This window comes from Streptomyces sp. NPDC015130 (assembly GCF_043080005.1).
Lineage (GTDB): Bacteria > Actinomycetota > Actinomycetes > Streptomycetales > Streptomycetaceae > Streptomyces.
Window position 1 is genome coordinate 1 of the sequence record NZ_JBIBVC010000023.1, and the last position, 26,014, is coordinate 26,014.

24 protein-coding genes are annotated in these 26,014 nt (G+C 71.5%); 16 read left to right on the forward strand and 8 right to left on the reverse strand.

All coding sequences use genetic code 11. The features are described from left to right. Positions 1-137: 137 nt before the first annotated feature. The 8 genes from ACF08F_RS33860 (at position 138) to ACF08F_RS33895 (ending at position 6,981) form a co-directional block, all read left to right on the forward strand. Entirely contained in the window at positions 138-785 is a 648-nt protein-coding gene (locus tag ACF08F_RS33860) for an HAD family hydrolase (RefSeq protein WP_392302362.1), read from the forward strand. Between the two features lie 43 nt (positions 786-828). Next, a complete protein-coding gene (locus ACF08F_RS33865) occupies positions 829-2,031 on the forward strand; it encodes an MFS transporter (protein ID WP_392302363.1) in 1,203 nt (400 codons plus the stop codon). Further along, positions 2,000-3,175 (forward strand): acetoin utilization protein AcuC, encoded by a 1,176-nt coding sequence (locus tag ACF08F_RS33870; protein ID WP_392302364.1) that lies wholly within the window; start codon positions 2,000-2,002, stop codon positions 3,173-3,175. Before ACF08F_RS33865 ends, ACF08F_RS33870 begins: the two co-directional genes overlap by 32 nt. A gap of 112 nt (positions 3,176-3,287) precedes the next feature. Next, the gene (locus tag ACF08F_RS33875; RefSeq protein ID WP_392302365.1) at positions 3,288-4,103 is read left to right on the forward strand and encodes a phosphatase; all 816 of its coding nucleotides are present in this window, start codon (positions 3,288-3,290) and stop codon (positions 4,101-4,103) included. Between the two features lie 127 nt (positions 4,104-4,230). Continuing rightward, positions 4,231-4,440, forward strand: a complete 210-nt coding sequence (locus tag ACF08F_RS33880) for a helix-turn-helix domain-containing protein (RefSeq protein WP_015034391.1) — start codon at positions 4,231-4,233, stop codon at positions 4,438-4,440. Between the two features lie 165 nt (positions 4,441-4,605). Continuing rightward, positions 4,606-4,704, forward strand: coding sequence for a 30S ribosomal protein bS22 (locus ACF08F_RS33885; RefSeq protein WP_003948845.1), 99 nt, complete (start codon positions 4,606-4,608; stop codon positions 4,702-4,704). A 138-nt stretch (positions 4,705-4,842) separates the two neighbouring features. Then, on the forward strand, positions 4,843-5,901 hold the full coding sequence (locus ACF08F_RS33890; protein ID WP_392302366.1) for an NAD-dependent epimerase/dehydratase family protein: 1,059 nt from the start codon (positions 4,843-4,845) through the stop codon (positions 5,899-5,901). A 15-nt stretch (positions 5,902-5,916) separates the two neighbouring features. Further along, positions 5,917-6,981 (forward strand): lysophospholipid acyltransferase family protein, encoded by a 1,065-nt coding sequence (locus tag ACF08F_RS33895; RefSeq protein WP_392302367.1) that lies wholly within the window; start codon positions 5,917-5,919, stop codon positions 6,979-6,981. A 137-nt stretch (positions 6,982-7,118) separates the two neighbouring features. On the opposite strand, the gene ACF08F_RS33900 is transcribed toward ACF08F_RS33895, so the two are convergent. The 3 genes from ACF08F_RS33900 to ACF08F_RS33910 form a co-directional block, all read right to left on the reverse strand. Further along, positions 7,119-8,378: a DUF5667 domain-containing protein gene (locus tag ACF08F_RS33900; RefSeq protein WP_392302368.1), complete on the reverse strand. Its 1,260-nt coding sequence runs from the start codon at positions 8,376-8,378 to the stop codon at positions 7,119-7,121. A gap of 310 nt (positions 8,379-8,688) precedes the next feature. Continuing rightward, complete coding sequence (locus ACF08F_RS33905; RefSeq protein WP_055642830.1) at positions 8,689-9,480, reverse strand: ECF subfamily RNA polymerase sigma factor, BldN family; 792 nt, start codon at positions 9,478-9,480, stop codon at positions 8,689-8,691. A gap of 456 nt (positions 9,481-9,936) precedes the next feature. Beyond that, positions 9,937-10,896, reverse strand: coding sequence for an HAD family hydrolase (locus tag ACF08F_RS33910; protein ID WP_392302369.1), 960 nt, complete (start codon positions 10,894-10,896; stop codon positions 9,937-9,939). 91 nt (positions 10,897-10,987) lie between these two features. Here ACF08F_RS33910 and ACF08F_RS33915 point away from each other — a divergent pair, with 91 nt between their 5' ends. From ACF08F_RS33915 to hemB, 6 genes are all read left to right on the forward strand, one after another. Continuing rightward, positions 10,988-11,266 (forward strand): glutaredoxin family protein, encoded by a 279-nt coding sequence (locus ACF08F_RS33915; RefSeq protein WP_392302370.1) that lies wholly within the window; start codon positions 10,988-10,990, stop codon positions 11,264-11,266. 272 nt (positions 11,267-11,538) lie between these two features. Continuing rightward, positions 11,539-12,330: a redox-sensing transcriptional repressor Rex gene (locus ACF08F_RS33920; RefSeq protein WP_392302371.1), complete on the forward strand. Its 792-nt coding sequence runs from the start codon at positions 11,539-11,541 to the stop codon at positions 12,328-12,330. After that, positions 12,327-13,691 carry a glutamyl-tRNA reductase gene (locus ACF08F_RS33925; protein ID WP_392302372.1) on the forward strand — a complete coding sequence of 455 codons (1,365 nt, stop codon included), beginning with the start codon at positions 12,327-12,329 and terminating at the stop codon, positions 13,689-13,691. Before ACF08F_RS33920 ends, ACF08F_RS33925 begins: the two co-directional genes overlap by 4 nt. Continuing rightward, complete coding sequence (gene hemC / locus ACF08F_RS33930) at positions 13,688-14,674, forward strand: hydroxymethylbilane synthase (protein WP_392302373.1); 987 nt, start codon at positions 13,688-13,690, stop codon at positions 14,672-14,674. Before ACF08F_RS33925 ends, hemC begins: the two co-directional genes overlap by 4 nt. Next, entirely contained in the window at positions 14,671-16,341 is a 1,671-nt protein-coding gene (locus ACF08F_RS33935; protein ID WP_392302374.1) for a uroporphyrinogen-III synthase, read from the forward strand. The genes hemC and ACF08F_RS33935 overlap by 4 nt, the downstream gene beginning before the upstream one ends. A gap of 370 nt (positions 16,342-16,711) precedes the next feature. Further along, a complete protein-coding gene (gene hemB, locus ACF08F_RS33940; protein ID WP_392302375.1) occupies positions 16,712-17,716 on the forward strand; it encodes a porphobilinogen synthase in 1,005 nt (334 codons plus the stop codon). 13 nt (positions 17,717-17,729) lie between these two features. Here hemB and ACF08F_RS33945 read toward each other — a convergent pair whose 3' ends face one another. Then, complete coding sequence (locus ACF08F_RS33945; RefSeq protein ID WP_392302376.1) at positions 17,730-18,506, reverse strand: DUF4253 domain-containing protein; 777 nt, start codon at positions 18,504-18,506, stop codon at positions 17,730-17,732. A 110-nt stretch (positions 18,507-18,616) separates the two neighbouring features. Here ACF08F_RS33945 and ACF08F_RS33950 point away from each other — a divergent pair, with 110 nt between their 5' ends. Then, entirely contained in the window at positions 18,617-18,886 is a 270-nt protein-coding gene (locus ACF08F_RS33950) for a DUF1876 domain-containing protein (RefSeq protein WP_055646212.1), read from the forward strand. A 63-nt stretch (positions 18,887-18,949) separates the two neighbouring features. On the opposite strand, the gene argS is transcribed toward ACF08F_RS33950, so the two are convergent. Then, entirely contained in the window at positions 18,950-20,728 is a 1,779-nt protein-coding gene (gene argS, locus ACF08F_RS33955; protein ID WP_392302377.1) for an arginine--tRNA ligase, read from the reverse strand. 173 nt (positions 20,729-20,901) lie between these two features. Here argS and lysS point away from each other — a divergent pair, with 173 nt between their 5' ends. Beyond that, positions 20,902-22,626: a lysine--tRNA ligase gene (lysS, locus tag ACF08F_RS33960; protein ID WP_392302378.1), complete on the forward strand. Its 1,725-nt coding sequence runs from the start codon at positions 20,902-20,904 to the stop codon at positions 22,624-22,626. Between the two features lie 114 nt (positions 22,627-22,740). On the opposite strand, the gene ACF08F_RS33965 is transcribed toward lysS, so the two are convergent. The 3 genes from ACF08F_RS33965 to ACF08F_RS33975 all read right to left on the reverse strand — a co-directional run bounded on the left by ACF08F_RS33965 (position 22,741) and on the right by ACF08F_RS33975 (position 25,951). Then, on the reverse strand, positions 22,741-24,024 hold the full coding sequence (locus tag ACF08F_RS33965) for a DUF2637 domain-containing protein (protein WP_392302379.1): 1,284 nt from the start codon (positions 24,022-24,024) through the stop codon (positions 22,741-22,743). 128 nt (positions 24,025-24,152) lie between these two features. Beyond that, positions 24,153-24,890, reverse strand: coding sequence for a DUF3558 domain-containing protein (locus ACF08F_RS33970; RefSeq protein WP_392302380.1), 738 nt, complete (start codon positions 24,888-24,890; stop codon positions 24,153-24,155). Between the two features lie 122 nt (positions 24,891-25,012). Further along, positions 25,013-25,951 (reverse strand): DUF3558 domain-containing protein, encoded by a 939-nt coding sequence (locus tag ACF08F_RS33975; RefSeq protein WP_392302381.1) that lies wholly within the window; start codon positions 25,949-25,951, stop codon positions 25,013-25,015. Positions 25,952-26,014 lie beyond the last annotated feature (63 nt).

The following is a 26,014-nucleotide window of genomic DNA, read 5'->3' on the forward strand; positions in this document are numbered from 1 at the left end:
GGAAGCTAAGCCTTTCAGCGCCGATGGTACTGCAGGGGGGACCCTGTGGGAGAGTAGGACGCCGCCGAACAATTTTTAGCCTCAACCCCCGGATTGATTCCGGGGGTTGAGGCATTTTTGCGTTCTAGGCTTTGTCCATGCGATACGACTTGGTCATCTTCGACAACGACGGTGTGCTCGTGGACAGCGAGCCGATCTCCAATACGCTCCTCGCCGGCTATCTGACGGAGCTCGGGCATCCCACCTCGTACGAGGAGTCGGTGCGGGACTACATGGGGTCAGCCATGCACCGGATCCACGAGCTCGTCGAGGAGCGGACCGGGGAGCGGCTGCCCGCTGACTTCGACGAGACGTTCCACGCGCGGGTCTTCGCCGCCTTCGAGCGGGAGCTGGAGGCCGTGCGCGGGGCCGCGGAGGTGCTGAAGGGGCTGGCAGAGGCGGGGGTTCCGTACTGTGTGGCCTCCTCCGGGAGCCATCAGCGGATCCGGGTGGGGCACCGGAAGACCGGGCTCGACGCGTGGTTCCGTGACGAGAACGTCTTCAGTGCCGAGGACGTCGGCCGGGGCAAGCCGGAGCCGGACCTGTTCCTGCACGCCGCCGCGCGGATGGGCGTCGCCCCCGAGCGGTGTGTGGTCGTCGAGGACAGTGGGCTCGGGGTCCAGGCCGCCGTCGCGGCCGGGATGGACGTGTACGGGTTCACGGCGATGACGCCCAAGGAGAAGCTCGCGGGCGCGACGGGGTACTTCGGGGCGATGGACGAGCTGCCCGCGACATTGGGTCTGTGATCCATCTACCCACGGGTAGGCCCCGGGCCTACGCTGTGCCGCCATGACGGATGCGCGGTTGCGGCGTGGGCGGGGAGCCCTGGCGGTCAGCTTCTTCGTACAAGGGGTCACGTTCGCCCTGCTCGTGACCCGAATACCGGGGATCCAGGACCGGTACGGGATCTCGGACGCGCTGCTGCCGGCGTTCCTGGCGGCCGTGCCGATCCTCGCCGGGGTGGGGAGCGTGGCGACCGAGAAGGTCGTCGCCCGGGTGGGGCCCGCGGTGGTGCTGCGGTGGGCGCAGCCCGTCGTCCTGCTCGCGCTCCTCGGTGTGGGGGCCGGCTCGGAGCTGTGGGAGGCCGCGGTCGCCCTCGGGCTCTTCGGGCTCGCGGTGGGTGCCCTGGACGCCTCCATGAACATGCTGGGGGTGAACCTTCAGCGGGCGTACGGGCGGAGCATCATGCTCGGTTTCCACGCCTCGTACAGCCTCGGCGGGATCGCGGGTGCCTCGCTCGCCTGGGTGGGGGCGCACTGGCACCTGTCGTTGTTCGTGTCGTACCTGCCGGTCGTCGCGGTGCTGCTGCCCGCCGCTCTCGTCGGCAGCCGGTGGTACGGGGCCGGTGAGTCGCCGCCGGTGAAGGGTGAGGGGGCGGAGCGCGGGGGGAGCGGGGTCTCCTTCGCGCTGCTGCTGCCGCTCTGTCTCGTCATGACCTTCGCGTACATAGGGGACTCGACCGTCTCCAACTGGAGTGCCAAGTACCTCCAGGACGTCCTCGGCGGTTCGGAGGAGCTCGCGACCGTGCCGTACAACGCGTACATGGTGACCACGCTCCTCGGGCGGGCGGTCGGGGACCTCGGGGTGCGGAGGCTGGGCGCCGCGACGGTGGTCCGGTGCGGGGCGGTGCTCGCCGCGCTGGGGTTCGCCGTGGTGGCCGTGGCGCCCGGTGCGTGGGTGGGGATCGCCGGGTTCACCGTGCTGGGGTTCGGGCTGAGTGTGCTGGTGCCGCAGACGTTCGCCGCTGCCGGGCGGTTGTTCCCGGGGGCGAGTGACGCGGCGGTCGCGCGGCTCAACGTCTTCAACTACGTGGGGTTCCTGGTCGGTTCGCCGTTGGTGGGGGCGCTCGGGGACACGTGGAGTTACCGGGGGGCGATGCTCGTTCCGATGGTGCTGGTCCTGGTGACGGTGGTGTACGCCACGTCGTTCGGTTCGAGAGAGGCCCGATACGGTGGCGGGCATGAGCGGCCGCGCACTGTTGATGTGGGATGAAGCTGTCACGCAGTACGACTTCGGTCCCGAGCACCCGATGGATCCGGTACGGCTCGCGCTGACGATGTCGCTGGTGCGGGCCTTCGGGCTCGACCGGGCGACGGACGTGGTGTCGGCGAAGCCCGTGGGGGAGTCGACGCTGCGGCTCGTGCACCGTGAGGACTATGTGTCGGCGGTGCGGGCGGCGTCGGCCGATCCGCGCCGTGCCGACCAGGCGTACGGGCTGGGGACGGTGGACGATCCGGCGTTCGCCGGGATGCACGAGGTGTCGGCGCTGATCGCGGGGCAGTCGGTGGGGGCGGCGGAGGCGGTGTGGCGCGGGGAGGCCGCGCACGCGGTGAACTTCGCGGGCGGGCTGCACCATGCGATGCCGGGGAGCGCCTCGGGTTTCTGCATCTACAACGACGCGTCGCTGGCGATCGCCCGGCTCCTGGAGCTGGGGGCCGAGCGGGTCGCGTACGTGGATGTGGACGTGCATCACGGCGACGGGGTGCAGGCCGCGTTCTGGGAGGATCCGCGGGTCCTGACGGTGTCGCTGCACGAGCATCCGCGGACGTTGTTCCCGCAGACCGGGTGGCCGGAGGAGACGGGTGCCGCGGGGCCCGGTGAGGGCGGGGCCGTGAACGTCGCGCTGCCGGCGGGGACCGGGGACGCGGGGTGGCTGCGGGCCTTCCACGCCGTGGTGCCGGAACTGATGGCGGACTTCCGGCCGCAGGTGCTCGTGACGCAGCACGGGGCGGACACGCACTTCGAGGATCCGCTGGCCCATCTGGCGGTGTCGTTGGACGCGCAGCGGGCCGTGCAGGAGGCCTGTCACGAGCTGGCGCACGAGTACGCGGAGGGGCGCTGGGTCGCCCTCGGCGGTGGCGGGTACGCGGTGGTCGACGTCGTGCCGCGGTCCTGGACGCATCTGGTGGGGATCGCCGCGCATGCCCCGGTGGAGCCGGAGTCCATGACTCCGTCGTCCTGGCGGGACGAGGTGTACGCGCGGACCCGGCAGTTGGGGCCGGCGCGGATGACGGACGGGCGGTGGCCGGTGGGCTTCCGGGAGTGGGCCGCCGGTTACGACCCCGCGGACCGACTGGACCAGGCGGTGCTCGCGACCCGGAAGGCTGCCTTCCCGCTGCGGGGGCTGCTTCCCTAGAGGAGTGGGCCTGTCGGTTTCCCCTGAAGGGGGCCGCCGGCCGTTACGCCGACTGTGCGCTGTCCCCGGGGTTTCGGCTCCGGGGGCGGTGTGTTCCGGCAGCATCGGGAGGGTGTTGAGTACCGGGGCGCTGCGGGCGCATCTTTTGGCGGCGGGGTTGGCGGGGACGGTGGCGACGTCGCGGGAGGAGAGCCTGCGGAGCTATCGGCTCTTCGCGGCGCGTGATCCGCGGGTGCTGCTGGGGCTCGATCCCGCCTGGGGGTGGGACGAGGCGGATCTGCTGCGGTTGATGGCCGACAAGTGCGGGGTGTCGGGGGACCCGGAGCACCGGTCGGGGCCGGACGTCATCGATCCCGAGCGGACGCTGAGGGGGCTCGACGCCTTCGCCGCGCGGTTGGGCGCGGCGGCCGCGCGGCGGGTTCCGGTGCTGTTCGGAACGGGGCATCCGCATCGTCTGCTCGGTTTCTACGTCGCGCTCGCAGACGCTTTGTCGGCGGCGGGATGTCTTGTCCTCACTCCGGCGCAGGGGCGATGTGTCGACATAACGACCCGGTTCGGCGTACGTACGTACCTCCTCGACTACGTACGGGGGGTCGCGCTGGTGCGGGAGCCCGGGCTGTCGGGGGACGGCCGTGAGCCGGGGGCGCACTCGCACTCCGCGCTGCCGGTTAGGGCTGCGCTCGAAAGTGCGGCGGAGGCCGGCGGGCCGCTTCCCGAGCTGGTGGTCGGGGACCACGGATGGGTCTGCGGTGCAGGTCAGCTGGGTATCGAGGCCATCGGTCTCGCCGATACGGATGATCCCGCGCTGTTCGTCGGTGAGGCGGAGGGGCAGGTGTCGGTGGCCGTTCCGCTTGATGACGGCGTGCGCTCCGACTACTACCATCCGCTCACGCGCTATGTACTCAATCGAGCGTGTCTGTCACGGTAAACGGCCGGTGACAGCTCCTCTTCCCCACTCGTACCACCCGCCCCTAGTCTGGCGAGTGAGCGCTCGGCGACGAAGAGTCACCGGAGGGGAAGCCGGTGGGCGTCGCGGCGGAAGGTACAGGTGGGTCATGGCTGCTGGCGAGCGACCTCTCAACGAGGTCAAGTTTCTGACCGTGGCGGAAGTCGCCTCGGTGATGCGCGTGTCGAAGATGACCGTGTACCGCTTGGTGCACAGCGGTCATCTGCCGGCGATCCGGGTGGGCAGGTCCTTCCGGGTGCCGGAACAGGCGGTTCACGAGTACCTGAGGGAGTCCTTCGTGGGGGTGGGGACCGCGTAGCGAGCGCGCGGCCGGTTTCGCCGGGAAAGTCGCGTACGGCCCTCGGATTACAAGCGAGGTGCTCGGGACGGTAGGCTAGGCCGACGTAGGTCGTGTGGGCCCAGACGCCCCGCACCGATCCCCGCCGGGAGGCGGGGATGTTCCGAGAAGTGAGCGAGGGTAGTCGTGGGCTCTGTTATCAAGAAGCGGCGCAAGCGGATGGCGAAGAAGAAGCACCGCAAGCTGCTCAAGCGCACGCGCGTTCAGCGTCGCAACAAGAAGTAAGGCGACCGCTGCACCGCAGCGATTCGTGCGTCAGGCGTGGCCCTTCACCGTTCGCGGTGGAGGGCCACGCCTTATTCGCGCCGAAATACGGAGGCGCTACGGTGGCGACCAACGGAAGACGGACGGAAGGCGCTGATCTTGGGCAGGGTCGTGCTCGTCACCGGTGCCGCCCGGCACCTCGGGGGCCGTTTCGTACGGCGGATCCAGCGGGACCCGGAAGTGGAGCGGGTGATCGCGGTGGACGCGGTCGACCCGCCGCACCAGCTCGGAGCCGCCGAGTTCGTCCGGGCGGACATCCGCCGGCCGGCCATCGCGAAGGTCCTCGCCGAGCACGAGGTCGACACGGTGGTCCACATGGACGTCACCGGCACGGCGCTCGGCGCCGGCGGCCGTACGTCGGTCAAGGAGACCAACGTCATCGGCACCATGCAGCTCCTGGGGGCCTGCCAGAAGTCGCCGCGGATCCAGCGGCTCGTGATCAAGTCGAGTACGAGCGTCTACGGCTCCGCGCCGCGCGACCCGGCGGTCTTCACCGAGACCACCCCGGCGAAGTCGCTGCCGAGCGGGGGCTTCGCCAAGGACGCCGTCGAGGTCGAGGGGTACGTGCGGGGCTTCGCCCGGCGCCGGCCCGACGTGGCCGTGTGCGTGCTGCGCTTCGCGAACATCCTCGGGCCGCGGGTGGACTCCCCGCTCGCCGAGTACCTGTCGCTGCCGGTCATGCCGACCGTCCTCGGCTACGACCCGAGGCTCCAGTTCGTCCACGAGGACGACGTGATCGACGTCCTGCGCCTCGCGGCGCACGAGCCCCGCCGGGCCACCCTGAACAGCGGCACGTTCAACGTCGCCGGGGACGGGGTCCTGTTGCTCTCGCAGTGCGCGCGGCGGCTGGGGCGGCCGACCGTCCCCGTGCTGCTGCCCGCCGTCACCTGGGTGGGGACGGCGCTGCGCACCGTCGGGATCACCGACTTCGCACCCGAGCAGATCCGGCTGCTCACCCACGGCCGGGTCGTCTCGACGGTGCAGATGCGTGAGGTCCTCGGCTTCTCGCCGCGCTACACGACCGCGGAGACCTTCGCGGACTTCGCCGGCAGCCGGGGGCCTGGCCTCCTGCCGCCGGAGATGCTCGCCGGGGCGGTGGACCGGCTCGCGGGCCGGCTCGCCCCGGCGGCCACCGACTCACTTCACCACGGCGCCTGAGGGGACCGGACAGCGATGGCGGACGCCAAGGTCATTCCGTTCGACGACGACCGTTCGCGGGCCCGTCGTCGGCCCAGCCGGGCCGACGGGGAGGCGGCGGCCGTGAGAGCCCTGCCCGGGGCCCAGCAGGGCCCCCAGGAGCCGGAGGAGGCCCCGGAGGGGCCTGCCGGGGCCGGTGCCGCGGTGGAGGCCGGTGCCGAAGGGCCTGCCGGGGCGGAGGCCGGGGGCGTGTCCGGGGCCGGGGGGTGGGAGCGGCGGCTCGCGGGTGGGCTCGCGTTCCTGCGGCGGCGGATCACCGGTGAGTACGAGGTCGACGAGTTCGGCTACGACGAGGAGCTCACCGACCAGGTCCTGATGTCGCTGCTGCGCCCGCTGTACGAGAAGTACTTCCGGGTCGAGGTGAAGGGCATCGAGAACATCCCCGACAAGGGCGGGGCCCTGATCGTCGCCAACCACTCGGGGACCCTGCCGCTGGACGGGCTGATGATGCAGGTGGCCGTCCACGACCGGCACCCGGCGGGGCGGCACCTGCGGCTGCTCGCCGCGGATCTGGTCTTCGTCCTGCCGGTGGTGAACGAGCTGGCGCGGAAGGCGGGGCACACGCTGGCCTGCGCGGAGGACGCGGAGCGGCTGCTGCGGGCCGGCGAGATCGTCGGTGTGATGCCGGAGGGCTTCAAGGGGATCGGGAAGCCGTTCTCGGAGCGGTACAAGCTGCAGCGGTTCGGGCGGGGCGGTTTCGTCTCGACGGCGCTGCGGGCGGGGGTGCCGATCGTGCCCTGCTCGATCGTGGGGGCCGAGGAGATCTACCCGATGATCGGGAACGCGAAGACGCTGGCGCGGGTGCTCGGTGTCCCGTACGTCCCGATCACCCCGACCTTCCCGTGGCTGGGGCCGCTCGGGGCGCTGCCGCTGCCGACGAAGTGGACCATCCAGTTCGGGGAGCCGATTCCGACGGACGGGTACGCGCCGGAGGCGGCGGAGGACCCGATGCTGATGTTCAATCTGACGGACCAGGTCAGGGAGCAGATACAGCACACGCTCTACAAGCTGCTGGTACAGCGGCGGTCGGTGTTCTTCTGATCCCCGCGCCCGCCCGACGGACGGAGTCCGGCGCAGGCTTCCGAAGGCCGTGAGGCCCCCCGGGGCCGAGCGGTGCGAGGGAGGCAGAAGACAGAGTGGAGGGGCGCCCCCGTCCGTGGGGCGCCCCTCCTCCCTTGCTAGCGAGCGTCCTCGCTGTCGATGCCGAGGCCTGGAAGCAGGCCCGGCAGGAGTGGCGGAAGGGTCACGTCCGGTGCCTCGGGGGGTGCCGGGGTCGTGGTGGTGGGTGCCGTCGGCGGGCCGGTCGGGGAGGGCGGCTGGAGCAGCCCCCCGGTGTTGCCGCCGAGGAGACCGTCGTCCTCCGGTGAGGTGGTGCTGCCGCTGTCCGTGCTCGCGCTCGTGCTCGTACCGGTGCTCGGGGTGGGACCGGTCGGGCGGGGCGGGGCGGAGGTGCTGCCGGTGGACGGTGCCTCGTGGGTGGACGGCGGACGCTGGGTGTCCGGCTGCCGGGTGTCCTGCGGGGCGCTGGTCCGGCCGGTCGGACGCTCGGTGGTGATGCCGTCCTTCTCCAGGGTGCGGGGAAGCACCGACTGGAGCGGCTCGACCTCTTCGTCCATGGCGTCGAAGACCCCGGTGACCTCGCTCCCGACGTCCGCGAGCTGGACGGGGAGCCGGTCGCGGAGGCCGTTCCAGGTGTCCCGGTGGGCCTGGGCGAAGGAGTTGAGACGGGCCATCGGGCCGATCTCGCCGTCCTGCTCGTAGGCCTCGCGGAGCAGCCGGTGGCCCTCGCTGGCGTCGTGCTTCATTCCGCCCAGGACCCGGCGGATCTCGGTGAGCGACTCGTGGTCGAGGTCGCCCGAGCGGCCCCGCTCCATGAGCCTGCGGGCCTCGCTGAGCCGGGTGGACGCCTGGTCGAGGTAGATGCCGCCGCGGTCCGCGGCGTCGTCCGCCATGCCGAGCTTGATGTCCTCCATGCCCCGCTTGAGGCCGTACAGCGAGTCACCGGGGAGGGCGTCGGAGCTGGCGGCGGCCACGCCGCCGAAGGCTCCGGCCGCCACACCGACCGTGAGGCCGCCGGCGGCTAGGCCCTTGGACCAGCGGGAACGGGGGCGGAGCTTGCGGAGCGGGGAGGCCCGGTGGGTTCCCTTTCCGCCCGGGGCCCGTTGCTCCGGGACCGTAGGTCCCGCGGCCGCGCTCCCTTCCATGAGCATCGCTTCCATGGCGGCGACGAGCTGCGCTCGCTGCACCACCTTGACCTCGGGATCCAGCTGTGGCTTCGGCAGTTCACCGAGGCCGTTCGCCAGCGCCAACAGCCGTCCCTGCTCGGCCGGTTCGGCCGGAGCTTCGGGCTGTTCGACTGCCGCGCCCTCGGCCGCCCGGTCCTCCAGGGCCTGGGCGAAGGCGTTCGCCCGCCGGTGCGCCGATACGTTCGCGATCACTGGCGGCACCTCCTCTCGTCATGACGGTCGACTCCCCGGGGTGTCCGGAAGGTTGCACACCTTGAACACATCCACACGAACGAGTGAGTGGCTGCGGGCATGGCGTGACCACAGGGAGCCTGCATTCCGCACAACGAGCGGCGCGGCACTTGGGTTACGCGCGAAAGATGATCGGACCAGTGCGTCACCGAGGCGTCACCGACTGTGAGTTGTACGGGGGTCGTGGGGCGTGGGGGGAGGAGCGGGGGGTGGGGCGTGGGCCGGCGGGGCCCGGACCGGTGGGTGGAGGCGCGTGTGGGGGGCGCACCGGTCAGCGGGCGTCGTCCGGGAGGAGGCGGGCCAGGGTCCGGACGGCCCGGTACTGGAGGGTCTTGATGGCGCCCTCGTTCTTGCCCATGACGCGGGCGGTCTCGGCGACCGAGAGGCCCTGGAGGAAGCGCAGGGTCACGCATTCCTGCTGCTGGGGGTTGAGGCGGCGGACCGCGTCGAGGAGTGCCGCGTTGGAGAGGGACTCGAGTACGGAGTCCTCGGGGCTGCGCTCCACCTCGTTGGCGTCGAGCATCTCGCCGGTCGTCACTTCGAGACGGAAGCGGCTGGACTTGAAGTGGTCGGCGACCAGGTTGCGGGCGATGGTGACGAGCCAGGCGCCGAAGTCGCGGCCCTGCCAGGTGAAGGTGGAGATCCGGCGCAGGGCGCGCAGGAACGTCTCGCTGGTCAGGTCCTCCGCTGTCGCCTTCCCGCCGACGCGGTAGTAGATGTAGCGGTAGACGGTGTCGCTGTACTGGTCGTACAGCCGGCCGAAGGCCTCGGCCTCGCCGGCCTGGGCCCGCTCGACCAGGTCCATCATGCGGGCGCTGTCGCTGTCGGCGGTGGGGCGGCGGGCGGCGGTCGAGGTTCCGGCGCCGCCGCGGGTTCCCCGTCTGCCCACGGCGGCGCTGCCGTCGGCCAGGGCATAGCAAGGGCCGGCGGGTGCCGGTGAGGCGAAGGCGAAGGCGGGGACGGGGCCGGCGTACGCGGTGGGGACGAAGCCGCGCAAGTGGTCGAGGACCGTTGCGCGCAGCGTAGCCAGGCCCGAGGTGTCAACCCCGACGTGTGGGTACACGGGACTCCCAGAGGCAGAGCTTCCATCACGTGCAGTACAGGACCGTTCACTCGTCGTGGCGACGGGAGGGGTCCTTTGTGCGTCTGAGGAGAATAACGCTTCGTACAGGCAGCGCTACACCCAGTTGCTCAAATCACCGATTACGTCGTTTCCGTTACTGCTTGCAGTCATAACTGGCCACTGTTCGTGACCGGTTGTTGATCGAATTGCTTCCGAGTGTGACTGCGCGGGCGTTGCGTTGTGCTCAAGTGCAGAACGGGTGAGTGATCGGGGCCGCTGCTGGGTAAGGACCCCGGAATGCCTGGGAGTCGACCTGTGCGGGGGTGTTCGACCACGGACGGGTGAGGGCGCCTGGTCCGGGGTTGTCGCAGATGATCGCAGCCGAAACGTATCGGCAGAGCGGCGGTGCGCCGGGGGGAGGCCTCCGGTGCGGCTGGTGTCCGGCGGGTGGCCGGGTCAGCGGCGGCGGCGGTGCAGGGCGACCGCGGCGGCGGTGCCGCCGGCGAGCGCGCCCAGGCCCGCGGCGGCGGGGATGCCGACCTTGGCGGCCTTGCGGCCGGTCCGGTAGTCGCGCAGGCGCCACTCCCGGTCCTTCGCGTGCTTGCGGAGCTTGGTGTCCGGGTTGATCGCGTACGGGTGCCCGACGAGCGAGAGCATCGGGATGTCGTTGTGCGAGTCGCTGTAGGCGGCGCAGCGGCTCAGGTCGAGCCCCTCGGCGGAGGCGAGGGCCCGTACAGCCTCGGCCTTGGCCGGGCCGTGCAGGGGCTCGCCGACCAACTTGCCGGTGTAGACGCCGTCGACGGACTCGGCGACCGTGCCGAGCGCGCCGGTCAGGCCGAGCCGCCGGGCGATGATCGTGGCGGTCTCGACCGGGGCGGCCGTGACGAGCCAGACCTTCTGGCCCGCGTCCAGGTGTGCCTGGGCGAGGCCGCGGGTGCCGGGCCAGATGCGGTCGGCCATGTACTCGTCGTAGATCTCCTCGCCGATCGACATCAGTTCGGAGACGCGGTGGCCCTGGACGATGGACAGGGCGCTGTCGCGGGCGTCCTGCATGTGCTCGGGGTCCTCGACACCGGCGAGCCGGAACCAGGCCTGCTGCCAGGCGAAGCGGGCGAGCTCGCGGCGCTGGAAGAACTTCCGCTTGTACAGGCCGCGGCCGAAGTGGAAGATCGCGGCGCCCTGCATCACGGTGTTGTCGAGGTCGAAGAAGGCCGCCGCCCGTACGTCGCCGACGACCGGGAACTCGGGTTCGGCCGGGGCGGTCTCGGCGGCCGCGGTCTCCGCCGCCGCCTCCTCCCGCTCCCGTTCCAGCTGGAGCGAGGACTTCCGCGCTGCCTCGGCAGCGGCCTCGCCTGCGAGGACGCTGCGCGCGGTGGCGGAGCGCCTACGAGGGGTGAGCCATCCCAGAGCGGCCATGCCGTGAGCATAGCCAGTCTGTTCGGTACTTCCCGACTTGTGACGATGCCGGGGCGTGAACACTGCGGGGCTCCCCTGTTAATTGGACAGAATGGACGTCATGTTCGGACGGACGAAGAAGAAGGACGCCGCGTCGCGCACCGTGACGCTGATCGGCAAGCCGGGTTGTCACCTCTGTGACGACGCCCGGGCGGTGATCGAGGCCGTGTGCGCCGAAACGGGGGCACGATGGGAGGAGAAGGACATCACGCTCGACGAGGAGCTCCACCGCGCCTACTGGGAGCAGATCCCCGTCGTACTCGTCGACGGTGAGCAGCACACCTTCTGGCGGGTGGACCCCCAGCGGCTCCGGCGTGAACTGGGTGTGTGACCGAAAGGCGGTTACCATCATGGACGTTTTGTTGGGTTTCGGGGGCGGCGTCGTGAGGAGTGTGTGCGGTTTTGCCCCCTTCGAGATCTCAACGCTCTGACCGACTCCGCGGTTCCGCGACGATGGGAACCAGCCGCGTGACCCCGGTCACTTTGGCCGGACAAAACGGACACCATCTTTGTGCACGCGTTCACAAAGACATAGCCTGCATTCGACGGGGCGGTCTTGGGACATATGGCCGCCTGCAGCCCCGCTCATCCCGCAGGAGCACCGTGGCAACTGGCCGAACTCACCGACCGGCGACCCGTAGCCGAGGAATTCCCGAGGCCACCGTCGCCCGGCTTCCGCTGTATCTGCGCGCACTGACCGCGCTGTCGGAGCGCTCCGTACCCACGGTCTCCTCCGAGGAGCTCGCGGCAGCCGCGGGCGTCAACTCCGCGAAGCTGCGCAAGGACTTCAGCTACCTCGGCTCGTACGGCACCCGCGGTGTCGGCTACGACGTCGAGTACCTCGTCTACCAGATCTCCCGTGAGCTGGGGCTGACCCAGGACTGGCCCGTCGTCATCGTCGGCATCGGCAACCTCGGCGCCGCGCTCGCCGGCTACGGCGGCTTCGCCTCCCGCGGCTTCCGCGTCGCCGCCCTGATCGACGCCGACCCCGCCATGACCGGCAAGCCGGTCGCCGGGATCCCCGTCCAGCACAGCGACGACCTCGAGAAGATCATCAACGAGGACGGCGTCTCCATCGGCGTCATCGCGACCCCGGCCGGCGTCGCCCAGCAGGTCTGCGACCGGCTCGTGGCCGCCGGAGTCACCTCCATCCTGAACTTCGCCCCCACCGTGCTCTCCGTGCCCGACGGCGTCGACGTGCGCAAGGTCGACCTCTCCATCGAGCTCCAGATCCTCGCCTTCCACGAGCAGCGGAAGGCCGGCGAGGAGGCGGGCGCCGAGGGCGGCCCGGAGACGGCCACGGACACCGGTGCGCCCACCGCACCGCCCGCCGCCCGCACCCCGGGCAGCCGCAAGGGACCCGACGGGGACGTCCCCGCCGTGATGCCGGCATGAGCCTCCTCGTCGTCGGGCTGAGCCACCGCAGCGCCCCGGTCTCCATCCTGGAGCGGGCCGCGCTGCCGGCGGACACCCAGATCAAGCTCCTCCAGGACACCCTCGCCGCCGAACCGGCCGCCGAGGCCACCGCCCTGGCCACCTGCAACCGCATCGAGCTCTACGCCGACGTGGACAAGTTCCACGCCGGTGTCGCCGAGCTGTCCACGCTCCTCGCCCAGCACAGCGGCGTCGGCCTGGACGAGCTCACCCCCTATCTCTACGTGCACTACGAGGACCGGGCCGTCCACCACCTCTTCTCGGTGGCCTGCGGGCTCGACTCCATGGTCGTCGGCGAGGGCCAGATCCTCGGCCAGATCAAGGACGCCCTCGCGCTCGGCCAGGAGCAGCACACCGCGGGACGGCTCCTCAACGACCTGTTCCAGCAGGCCCTGAGGGTCGGCAAGCGCGCCCACAGCGAGACCGGGATCGACCGGGCCGGGCAGTCGCTCGTCACCTTCGGCCTGGAGCAGCTCGCCGGCGGCGCGGGCGACGCGGACGTCGACACCTGGGCCAAGGGCAAGCGGGCGCTCGTCATCGGCGCCGGATCGATGTCCTCGCTGGCCGCGGCCACCCTCGCCCGCTCCGGCGTCTCCGAGGTCGTGATCGCCAACCGCACCCTGGCCCGCGCCGAGCGGCTCGCCCAGATCCTCGGCGAGCCCGGTGGTACGGGAGTGGCCGCACGCGCGGTCGAGATGGTTGCCGTCGGCGACGAACTGACACGTGCCGACGTCGTCGTCTCCTGCACCGGCGCCACCGGACTCGTCCTCACCGCCGAGGCCGTCGAGGCCGCCGTACTCGGCCGCCGCACCCCGCTCGCCCTGCTCGACCTCGCGATGCCCCGCGACATCGACGCCGCCGCGCACCGGATCCCCGGCGTCCGGCTCGTCGACATCGAGTCGCTCGCCGAGGCCTCCGCCGACGCGCCCATGGCCGCCGACGTCGACCAGGTCCGCGGCATCGTCTCCGACGAGGTCGCCGCCTTCGGCGCCGCCCAGCGCGCCGCGCACATCACCCCGACCGTCGTCGCCCTGCGCACGATGGCCGCCGATGTCGTGGCCAGCGAGGTCGCCCGGCTCGAGGGCCGGCTGCCCGGCCTCGACGACAAGCAGCGCGCCGAGATCACCCAGACCGTGCGACGCGTGGTCGACAAGCTCCTGCACGCGCCGACCGTGCGGGTCAAGCAGCTGGCCAGCGAGCCCGGCGGTGCCGGGTACGCGGACGCGCTGCGGACACTCTTCGACCTCGACCCGGAGACGGTCGCATCCGTCAGCCGGGCCGACCTGAATGACGCCGACGTCAAGAACCGAGGGCGAGTATGACCGAGAGGGCACTGAGGCTCGGGACCAGGCGCAGCAAGCTCGCCATGGCCCAGTCCGGGCACGTGGCCGACGCCGTCCGGCGGCTGACCGGCCGGGCCGTCGAGCTCGTGGAGATCACGACGTACGGGGACACCTCCCGGGAGCACCTCGCGCAGATCGGCGGCACCGGCGTCTTCGTCGCCGCCCTGCGCGACGCGCTGCTCGCCGGTGACGTGGACTTCGCCGTCCACTCCCTGAAGGACCTGCCGACCGCGCAGCACCCCGAGCTCGCGCTGGCCGCCGTCCCGAAGCGCGAGGACCCGCGCGACGTCCTGATCGCACGCGAGGGCGTCACGCTCGACCGGCTCCCCAAGGGCGCCCGCGTCGGCACCGGCTCGCCGCGGCGCATGGCCCAGCTCCACGCGTACGCGCGCAGCCACGGCCTGGAACTCACCTGTGTCCCGATCCGGGGGAACATCGACACCCGGGTCGGCTACGTGCACAGCGGTGAACTGGACGCGGTGGTACTCGCCGCGGCCGGTCTCAACCGCATCGGCGGGACCGCGGAGCTGACCGGCTCCCTGTCGCTCGACCACCTGTCGGTCGACTCGGTCCTGCCCGCCCCCGGCCAGGGGGCCCTGGCGATCGAGTGCCCGGCGTCCGACGCCGAGCTCGTCGCCGCGCTCGCCGCTCTCGACGACCCGCTCACGCGGGCCGCCGTGACCGCCGAGCGATCCCTGCTCGCCGCCCTGGAGGCCGGCTGCTCCGCACCCGTGGGTGCGCTGGCCGACCTGCTGGCCGACGACCCCGGTCACGGGCAGGTTGTCACCGAAATGCGCCTGCGCGGCGTCGTCGGCACCACCGACGGCTCGACGCTGGTGCAGCTGTCCACCACCGGTCCCGTACCCACCTCGCACGACGAGGCGATGGCGCTCGGACGCGAACTCGCGGACGAGATGCTCGCCAAGGGTGCGGCTGGTCTTATGGGGGAGCGAGCACTTTGAACCCCACCCGCCCGACCACCAGCCCTGTGTCCTCGGCCTTCACCGGCCACGGGCACGTCACGTTCCTCGGCGCAGGACCGGGAGACCCCGGACTGCTGACCCTCAGGGCCGTCGAGGCCCTCGCGGGCGCGGACGTCCTGATCGCCGAGCCGGAGGTGCTCGAGGTCGTTCGCGACCATGCGCGTGCGGGGGTGAGCACGCCTGAGCTGACGGTTGTTGACGAGGCGTCAACAGCCGCCGGAGTCCCCGTGTTGAGGGATGCCGCCAATCTTGTCATGGAGGCCGCGAGGGGCGGCAGGCGGGTCGTCCGTGCGGTGACCGGCGACCCCGGTCTCGACGGGAACGCGGGAGCCGAGATGCTCGCCTGCGCCGCCGAGGGCATCCCCTTCGAGGTCGTCCCCGGTGTCGCCACCGCCGTCGGCGTGCCCGCCTACGCCGGTGTCCCGCTGCGCGACGCGCAGGGCACGGACGTGCGGTTCGTCGACGCCAGGACCGCCGACGACCGCTGCTGGGCCGAGGTCGGCGCCTCCGACGGCACCGTCGTCGTGTCCACCTCGCTCGACTCGGTGGCCGCGGCCGCCGGTGAACTGGTGGCGGCGGGTCGTAAGCCGGACACCCCGCTCACCGTCACGATCGCGGGCACGACGACCCGGCAGCGGACCTGGACCGCGACGCTCGGCACGATCGCCCAGGTCTTCAAGCAGGGCAAGATCCTCCCCTCGCCCGAGGGACACCGGCCCGTGATAGCCGTGGTCGGCGAGCGCAGCGCCCCGGCGCAGCGGGACCAGCTGTCGTGGTTCGAGTCGAAGCCGCTCTTCGGGTGGCGGGTGCTCGTGCCGCGTACCAAGGAGCAGGCCGCCTCGCTCTCCGACCAGCTGCGCTCGTACGGCGCCGTGCCGCACGAGGTGCCGACGATCGCCGTCGAGCCGCCGCGGACCCCGCAGCAGATGGAGCGGGCGGTCAAGGGGCTCGTCACCGGACGGTACGAGTGGATCGCCTTCACCTCGGTGAACGCGGTCAAGGCCGTACGCGAGAAGTTCGAGGAGTACGGGCTCGACGCCCGCGCCTTCGCCGGGATCAAGGTCGCGGCGGTGGGCGAGCAGACCGCCGCGGCGCTCGTCGACTTCGGCGTGAAGCCGGACCTGGTGCCGAGCGGCGAGCAGTCGGCCGCCGGGCTTCTGGAGGACTGGCCGCCGTACGACCCCGTCTTCGACCCGATCGACCGCGTCTTCCTGCCGCGGGCCGACATCGCGACCGAGACGCTGGTCGCGGGCCTGATCGAGCTCGGGTGGGAGGTCGACGACGTCACCGCCTACCGGACCGTACGGGCGTCGCCGCCGCCGGCGGACACGCGTGAGGCGATCAAGGGCGGTGGGTTCGACGCCGTTCTGTTCACGTCGTCCTCGACCGTGCGGAACCTGGTCGGTATCGCCGGGAAGCCGCACAACGTGACCGTGATCGCGTGCATCGGTCCCGCGACGGCCAAGACGGCCGAGGAGCACGGGCTGCGGGTGGACGTGCTGTCGCCCGAGCCGTCCGTGCACAAGCTCGCCGAGGCGCTGGCGGACTTCGGGCTGCGGCGGCGGGAGGCGGCGCTGGAGGCCGGCGATCCGGTGACGCGGCCCAGTGAGCGGCGGCCGGGGGCGCGGAGGCGGCGGACCACGTAGGTGGGTGGTTGTTTGCTCGGTCGGGGCGCGGGTTCCTTTATGGGGCCCGCGCCCCGGCGTTTTCTCGGGCTTGGCCCGTGGGCCGGTGCGTGGGGGGCCTGGCGGGGTGCGGGATCCGGTGGTGCGGGTCGGTACGGGGGCGGAGGCGCCCGCGAAGGGCGCCGTCCCGTGTGCCCACCCTCCCCCAGAGGGGGGGACCCCCACGCCCAGCGGGACGATTGCCCACACGGGGGTGGGGCTGGGGTGCGTGCCCGCGGGGGTGGGGCTGGGGTTGTACGCGGTGCGGTGGTGGTGGGGCGTGACCGGGTGGGGTTCGGCGGCAACAGGGTGTCGGTAAGAGCACCGTTTGGGCGGGCGTAGCCTCGGGATTATGAACTCGTACGGATCCTTTCCCGGGGCGCGGCCGCGGCGGCTGCGGACGACGCCCGCCATACGGCGCATGGTGGCCGAGACGCGGTTGCAGCCGGCCGATCTGATCCTTCCCGCGTTCGTGCGGGAGGGCGTCGGCGAGCCCGTCCCGATCAGCGCGATGCCCGGCGTCGTGCAGCACACGCGGGACACCCTGCGGAAGGCCGCCGTGGAGGCGCTGGAGGCCGGGGTCTCCGGGATCATGCTCTTCGGTGTACCCGAGGACGCGAAGAAGGACGCGGCGGGAACGGCTGGGACCGACCCGGACGGCATTCTGCAGGTCGCCATCCGGGACGTCAGGGCCGAGGTCGGCGACGACCTCGTCATCATGTCCGACCTGTGTCTCGACGAGTACACGGACCACGGCCACTGCGGTGTCCTCGACGCGGACGGGCGGGTCGACAACGACGCCACCCTGGAGCGGTACGCCGAGATGGCGCAGGTGCAGGCCGACGCGGGCGTGCACGTGGTCGGACCCTCCGGGATGATGGACGGCCAGGTCGGGGTGGTCCGCGACGCCCTGGACACCATCGGCAAGGAGGACGTGGCGATCCTCGCGTACACCGCGAAGTACTCCTCCGCCTTCTACGGCCCCTTCCGCGAGGCCGTCGGCTCCTCCCTCCAGGGCGACCGCAAGACCTACCAGCAGGACCCCGCCAACCTCCGCGAGTCGATGCGCGAGCTTGCGCTCGACCTGGAGGAGGGCGCCGACATGGTGATGGTGAAGCCCGCCGGGCCGTACCTGGACGTGCTCGCGAAGGTCGCCGAGGCCGTGGACGTCCCCGTCGCCGCCTACCAGATCAGTGGTGAGTACGCGATGGTCGAGGCGGCCGCCGAGAAGGGCTGGATCGACCGGGACAAGGCGATCTTCGAGACCCTCACCGGCATCCGGCGCGCCGGCGCGCAGATGATCCTCACCTACTGGGCCACCGAGGTCGCCCAGAAGCTGTCCGCCGCACGCCGATAGGCCCCCGGTGGGCTCAGTCCCACCAGAACGTCCAGACGGGGCTGTCCAGCAGCCCCGTCCGGGCGTAGTCGCGGAGGGTCGAGGCGCTGCCCTGGTCGATGTTGTCCGGGCAGAACGCGTAGTGCTCCGCCGCCACCGCCTCGGCCTCCTCCACCGTCACGGGCGGCGACGCCACCGACACCACCAGCTGGTCGAAGGTGAGCGCGACGACCCGGGCCCCGAAGCGGTCCTCCCAGGACCGGAGCACCGCGCACAGCCTGGCCACGTCGTTCTCGTGGTTCAGCGGCCCCGTCCAGCCGATCACCGCGGGGATGTCCGCGCTGCGCCGCGCCGGAACCAGCGCCGGACGGGCATCCTCCAGCCAGAAGCCCGGCTCCGTCAGCATCTCGGCGACGGCCGCCGCCGTCCCGTCGGGATCCGTGTCGTACGGCCGCTCCGGGGCCAGCCCCGGCCAGCCGGCGCTCCCGGGCATCTCCTCGGACGCGTTCGCGTCCCAGAACCCGGCCAGGACCTCGTCGGCCTCGTGGTCGGCCGGGTCGCTCATCCGCTCCGGCATCAGCTCCCACCGGTCCAGGCCCCAGTCACCGCCCAGCAGCACCGGAAGCAGCCCCGCCGTGCGGGCCGCCGGGCGCAACGCGCCCCAGCCGGCGGGGCCCGCCGCGCCGTGGCCCGACCAGAGGTACGGGGCGTCCGCGGGGCCGGTCAGGGCGCCGGGCGGCAGGTCGAGGCCGAGAGAACGGCCGGTCGGATCGGCTGCGAGCCGAGGCAGCTGGTTCGGGATCATCGCCATGCGGAGAACGTACGGGGCACCACTGACAACGGGGCGAGTGGTGGGGCGGCACCGGGCGGCGCACTCTGGAGAGGTAGCCGACAGGTACCTCGGTGGAGGTGGTCCTCATGATGCACACACTCGTCGGATGGCACGTGGAGATGGAATTCAAGGAGGAGGGCGACCGGACGCGGGCGGCGGCCATGGTCCGGCTCACCGACGGCACCGAGTTCCGGGCCCACGGCACGGCCAACCGGCACCCCTCCGATCCGGACCAGCTGCGCGTCGGGGAGGAGATCGCGGGCGCCCGCGCCCTCATGGACCTCGCCTCCCAGCTGCTCCAGAAGGCCCACACGGAGATCGACGAGGTCTCGGGCAGGACCTCCCACAGTCTTCGCTGACGACGAAGCCCCCGGTACGGCCCGTACCGGGGGCTTCGCCTCAGGAGGATGCCGCTCCGGGCGTCAGAGGCGCTCGGGGGTGCGGATGCCGAGGAGGGCCATGCCCTGGTGGAGCGTGCGCGCCGTCAGGTCGCAGAGGAAGAGGCGGTTCTCCGCGACCTCCCGCGCCGGCTCCGGCTTGATGACCGGGCACTGGTCGTAGAACGTCGTGTACAGCGAGGCCAGCTGGTACAGGTACGCGGCGAGCTTGTGCGGGGCGTACTCCGTGGCCGACTCGGCGACGACCTCGCCGAACTGGTCCAGGTGCAGGCCGAGCGCGCGCTCCGCCGGGGCCAGCTCCAGCTCCGGGTGGGCCAGCGGCGCACGGTCGCCGGCCTTCCCGAAGATCGACCTGATCCGCGCGTACGCGTACTGCAGGTAGACCGACGTGTCGCCGTTCAGCGAGACCATCTGGTCCAGGTCGAACTTGTAGTCGCGCGCGGCGGACGTCGACAGGTCGGCGTACTTGACCGCGCCGATGCCCACGAACCGGCCGTTCTCGGCGATCTCCGACTCGCTCAGGCCCACCTTCTCGGCCTTCTCCGCCACGACCGCCGTCGCCCGGTCCACGGCCTCGTCCAGCAGGTCCACCAGCCGGACCGTCTCGCCCTCACGGGTCTTGAACGGCTTGCCGTCCTTGCCGAGGACCGTGCCGAACGCCAGCTGGACGGCCTTCACGTCCTCGTTCAGCCAGCCGGCCCGGCGGGCCGTCTCGAAGACCATCTTGAAGTGCAGCGACTGACGGGCGTCCACCACGTACAGCAGGGACGTCGCCTTCAGGTTCTGGACGCGGTCACGGATCGCGGACAGGTCCGTCGCCGCGTAACCGAAGCCACCGTCGGACTTCTGGACGATCAGCGGGGTCGGGTTGCCGTCCGGGCCCTTCACGTCCTCGAAGAACACGCACAGCGCGCCCTCGGAGCGGACGGCGACGCCCGACTCCTCGAGGATGCGGCAGGTCTCCGCCAGCATGTCGTTGTAACCGGACTCGCCGACGATGTCGGGGTCGTCGATGTCCATGTCGAGCTTCTCGAAGACCGAGTAGAAGTAGATCTTCGACTCGTCCACGAACCGCTGCCACAGCGCCAGCGTCTCCGGCTCGCCCGCCTGGAGGTCCACGACCCGGGCACGCGCCCGCGTCTTGAACTCCTCGTCCGAGTCGAAGAGGCTCCGCGAGGCCTTGTACAGCCGGTTCAGGTTCGACATGGCCTCCTCACCGGAGGCGTCGGCGCCCTCGCCGTCGGCCTTGTGGTCCAGCTCGTGCGGGTGCTCGATCAGGTACTGGATGAGCATGCCGAACTGGGTGCCCCAGTCGCCGATGTGGTGCCGGCGGACCACGCTCTCGCCCGTGAACTCCAGGATCTCCACCATCGCGGCGCCGATCACGGCGGAGCGCAGGTGCCCGACGTGCATCTCCTTCGCCACGTTCGGCTGGGCGTAGTCGATGACCGTCGTCCCCGCCGACTCGTTGAACGGCACGCCGAGCCGGGCGTCGGCCGCGCGCGCGGCGAGGGTCTCGACGATCGCCGAGTCCGTGACCGTGATGTTCAGAAAGCCGGGGCCCGAGACCTCGATCTCCTTCAGCACGTCGTTCGCCGGGATCGCGTCGACGACCTTCGTCGCCAGCTCACGCGGATTGCCCTTGAGCTGCTTGGCCAGCGCCAGGATGCCGTTGGCCTGGAAGTCGGCCCGGTCGCTTCGTCGCAGCAGCGGGTCGGCGGACGCGGCCTCCGGCAGTGCTGCCGAGAGTCCGTCCGCGAGGCGCTGCTGCACGGTCGAAGCGAGGGAAGGGACCGAGGCCATGAGCTTCCGTTCCTGTTGAGTCCGTCAGGTCTATTTCGCTTGTCAAGTGTCCCATGGGAGAGCAACGTGTTTTCTCCGCCTGTGGACAACCTCGGAGCGCGCCCTTCCGTCTGGGAGAATGGCTCACGTAGGGCTGTCAGGCAGAACCCCTCAGGAAGAAGGACGTACCGACCGTGGCTCAGAGCAGCACCGAGACCGACTGGGTCTCCCGTTTCGCGGACGAGGTCATCGCCGAGTCGGAGCGACGTGCGCCTGGCAAACCGGTCGTCGTCGCGTCCGGTCTTTCCCCGTCCGGCCCCATCCACCTCGGCAACCTCCGCGAGGTCATGACCCCGCACCTGGTCGCCGACGAGATCCGCCGCCGCGGACACGAGGTCCGCCACCTCATCTCCTGGGACGACTACGACCGCTACCGCAAGGTGCCGAACGGCATCGAGGGCATCGACGAGTCCTGGGCCGAGCACATCGGCAAGCCGCTGACCTCCGTCCCGGCCCCCGCCGGCTCGCCCCACCCGAACTGGGCCGAGCACTTCAAGGCCGCCATGGTCGAGTCCCTGGCCGAGCTTGGCGTCGAGTACGACCCCATCAGCCAGACCGAGCAGTACACCGCCGGCGCCTACCGCGAGCAGATCCTGCACGCCATGAAGCACCGCGGCGACATCGACGCCATCCTCGACCAGTACCGGACGAAGAAGGCCCCCAAGAAGCAGTCGCAGAAGCCCCTCGACGAGGCCGAGCTGGAGGCCGAGGAGGGCTCCGGCGCAGCCGCCGAGGACGACGGCTCCGGCGGCGCCTCCGGCTACTTCCCGTACAAGCCGTACTGCGGACAGTGCGAGAAGGACCTGACCGCGGTCACCTCGTACGACGACGAGACCACCGAGCTCGCCTACACCTGCACGAACTGCGGCTTCGCCGAGACCGTCAAGCTCAGCGAGTTCAACCGCGGCAAGCTGGTCTGGAAGGTCGACTGGCCCATGCGCTGGGCCTACGAGGGCGTCATCTTCGAGCCCTCCGGCGTCGACCACTCCTCGCCCGGCTCCTCCTTCGTCGTCGGCGGCCAGATCGTCCGCGAGATCTTCGACGGCGTCCAGCCCATCGGCCCCATGTACGCCTTCGTCGGCATCAGCGGCATGGCCAAGATGTCCTCCTCGCGCGGCGGCGTACCGACCGCCGCCGACGCGCTGAAGATCATGGAAGCGCCGCTGCTGCGCTGGCTGTACGCCCGCCGCAAGCCCAACCAGTCCTTCAAGATCGCCTTCGACCAGGAGATCCAGCGGCTCTACGACGAGTGGGACAAGCTGGAGGCCAAGGTCGCGGACGGCACCGTCCTCCCCGCCGACGCCGCGGCCCACACCCGCGCGGCCCGCACCGCCGCCGGCGAGCTGCCCCGCACGCCGCGCCCGCTGCCGTACCGCACGCTCGCCTCGGTCATGGACATCACGGCCGGCCACGACGAGCAGACCCTGCGGATCCTGACCGAGCTCGACCCGGAGAACCCGGTCACCTCCCTCGACGAGGTCCGGCCGCGCCTCGACCGCGCCGAGAACTGGATCACCAACCAGGTCCCGGCCGACCAGCGCACCATCGTCCGCGAGGAGCCCGACACCGAGCTCCTCGGCACCCTGGACGACGAGGGCCGCGACTCGCTGCGGCTCCTCCTGGAGGGCCTGGACACCCACTGGTCGCTCGACGGGCTCACCACGCTCGTCTACGGCGTCCCGAAGGTCCTCGCCGGTCTCGACCCCGAGGCCAAGCCGACACCCGAGCTGAAGCTCGCCCAGCGCGCCTTCTTCGCCCTGCTCTACAAGCTCCTCGTGAGCCGCGAGACCGGGCCGCGCCTGCCCACGCTGCTCCTCGCGGTCGGCGCGGAGCGGGTGCGCAAGCTCCTCGGCGCGTGAGCGTGCGCGTGCGCATGCGCGTGAGCGTGTGAGGACGTGAGCACGTGAGCACGTGAAGGGGCCGCCACCCGCAATCCGGGTGGCGGCCCTTTCCGCTCACATGGACGAGGACCCCTACGGGGTGTCGACGTCGGCCCTCGCCTGCTGGACCCGCTCCTGCGCCCTCGGCATCGCCCGCCGCAGCAGGTCGATGTCGGCGTCGGGGAACTCCTGGAGGCCGTACTGCTCGGCGACCAGCTGGGCCAGCTCGGCCTCGGCGGGGAGCCGCTCGTGCTCCATCACGTACGCGCCCAGGACCTTGTAGACGACGTCCTCGAACTCGTCCGCGTGCGGCTCCTGCCGCTCGACGTACTCCGGGTACTCGACGAACTCCTCCGGGCCCGGCGCCGGGACGTCCTCGGGCCCCTGCGGCACCGGCACCGGCGTCGGCTCCAGACCCTCCACGATCTGCGGGTTGTAGCTGCCCTCATAGGACGCCGGGGAGACCTGCGAGGCGTCGAACCAGTGGCTCTCGTGATTCACCGGCCCCACGGGGGCCTGCGCCTGCTGCGGCACCTGCGCCTGCGGCCCGACCGGAACCTGCGCCTGTGCCTGCGGCCCGACCGGGACCTGTGCCGGGACCTGCGCCGGGACCTGCGCCGGCAGCGCCGCCGACTGGAGCTGCGCGAGCGCGACCGGCTGCGACTGCGCCTGGCCCTCCGCGGGCGGCAGCACCGCGGGCTCGATGCCCGCCGCCGCGAGACCCGCCGCCGCCGTCTCCGCCAGCGGCACCCCGTACCGCGCCAGCCGCAGCGGCATCAGCGCCTCCACCGGCGCCTTGCGCCGCCACCCGCGACCGAACCGGGCCTGCAGCCGCGCCTGGTAGATCAACCGCTCCTGCTCCAACTTGATGACCTGGTCGTACGAGCGGAGCTCCCAGAGCTTCATCCGGCGCCACAAACGGAACGTCGGCACCGGGGAGAGCAGCCAGCGCGTCAGCCGCACGCCCTCCATGTGCTTGTCCGCCGTGATGTCCGCGATCCGGCCCACCGCGTGACGCGCGGCCTCCACGGCCACCACGAACAGGACCGGGATCACCGCGTGCATCCCGACACCCAGCGGGTCCGGCCACGCGGCCGCGCCGTTGAAGGCGATCGTCGCCGCCGTCAGCACCCACGCGGTCTGCCGCAGCAGCGGAAACGGAATCCGCAGCCAGGTCAGGAGCAGGTCCAGGGCGAGCAGGACACAGATGCCCGCGTCGATGCCGATGGGGAAGAAGTACGAGAAGGTACCGAAGCCCTTGGCCACCGCGAGCTCGCGGACAGCGGCGTACGAGCCCGCGAAACCGATCCCCGCGATGATCAGCGCACCGGCGATGACGAGGCCGATGAGTATTCGGTGTGTGCGTGTCAGCTGCATCGCGGCCACCCGCGGACCCTCCCGTCAAACGACATCTCGCGCGCACAGACTGGCACATGCGCGCGGAGCCCGGCCCTCTGGGGAGGGACGGGCTCCACGCGGATGTCTCCGTCTGCGCTGGTTTGTGACTACTTGTTGGCTGCGGCCACGGCGGCCACGGCCTCCTTGGCGGCCTTCACCGCGCCATCCATGATCTTCTTCTCGGACGGGGCGTCGGCACCCGCGTACCCGGCGCCGTTGTACGAGAGCAGGACCAGCACGTTGCCCGTCCGCGCGACGACCGAGGCGTAGACGAAGTCCTCGTCCGTCTTCCGCAGCTTGTACGAGACCGCCTTCGCCTCCTCGCCGATCCCCGAGGCCGTGGTGGTCTTCAGCTTCTTCGCGCCCGGCGTCTCCTGGACCTTCGCGAGCTCCTTCGTCAGGTTCTCCCGCGCGCGCTCCTCGCCGCTGCCGAGCGACACGTCCGAGGCGTACCGGTAGAACGACACGTCGAGCCAGCGGTACTGCGAGCCGTCCACGCCCTTGTCGTCCAGGCCGTTCCAGGAGCAGCCGCCACGGCTGCCCAGGTCGCTGGAGGCCGCCGGCGTGCCCTTCTTGTTCTTCGCGTCGGGCACCAGGGACCCGATCGTCTTCGCCGAGACCGACTTGCAGACCTCGGGCAGCTTCGCGAACTTCGCCGGCTCGACCGTCGGCGTCGGCGAGGGGGTCGGGGTGGCGGACGCCGACGCGGAGGTCTTGTCCTGCGTCCCCTGCTTGCCGGAGCCGCCGCTGCCGCCCGAGTCCGAGGAGCAGCCGGCGGCGACGAGCATCACCGGGACGGCTGCGCAGGCGAGTATGCGGGGGAGTCGCGAGGCTGATCGCTGCATGGTTCCTTCAGTCGCTTGTCGTACGGTCCGGCCGGCCGGTCGGCGGCCACGGCCATCGGGCGGCCACGGGTACGCCGACACGTTACGTGGTCGCCGTCCGCTCACGGATCGGAGCGGAACGGCTACTCCTCCAGGCGCTCGGCGAGCATCCGGGCCAGGTTCCGGGCCTTTTCCTGCAGTTCCTTGCTGTCGGGGGCCTCCGCGGAACCGGTGGTCTGCTCCCGGTAGGAGACGGTCACGATGACGTTCGATGTGCGGAACACCACGCTGACGACGCGCTGGTGGCCGTTCGCGCCGACGGTGCTCAGGGCGTCGTCGAGGTACGCGACGTCACCGAGGCCTTCGAGTCCGCGGGGCTCCAGACCGGTGGCGCTCGGCGTGGGGCCGGTGGGCGGCGTGCCGACGGAAGGCGCTCCCGAGGGCGGGGCCGAGGCCGTGGAGGGCTTGCCCGTGGGAGCGGCGGTGCCCGTGCCGCTCTTGGTCGCGGGGGGTGCCGCGGGGGGCGTGGCGGTGCCGGAGGCGGCGCCCGTGGCCGTGGTCGTGGTCGTGCCGGTGGGGGTGGGCGGGGTCGTGGGGGGCAGGGGGATGCCCGCCGCGAGCTGCTTGCGGACGTACACCTCCTGCGCCCGGGCGTCGTCGCTGACGGCGGGGTCGTACGAGACGACCCGCTCGATGTCGAGGGCGAGCCGGTGGGAGGTCTCGGGGCTGTCGGCCTTCCAGGTGCAGCCCACGCGCCGGTCGGTGTCGTACGTGACGGCCGCGACGCCGCGGTACGCCTTGCCGCGCTCGGCGTCGGGCAGGGCGGCGGCGCCCGGGAGCAGGTCCTTGAGCGTGCCCTGCGGGACGGCGCCGCAGGGCTCGAAGAGCGTGCGGTAGCGGCCGGGGGGTGCGACGGCCACGACGGGGCCGGCCTTGGCGTCGACGGCGAGATCGTCGGTCGTCGGGCCCGCCGAACATCCGGTGAGGCCGAGCCCGAGGCCCAGTCCGATGACGCTGGTGAGGACGACGGCGTTGCGTGCCGTGGACCCGGTGCGACCGGATGCGTACCTCTTTCGCTGCACGGTCCCAGGCTCCCTTCACCCGAAGTCTTTCCAGAAAACTGTTTGCCGCGCGAACCCGGCCGA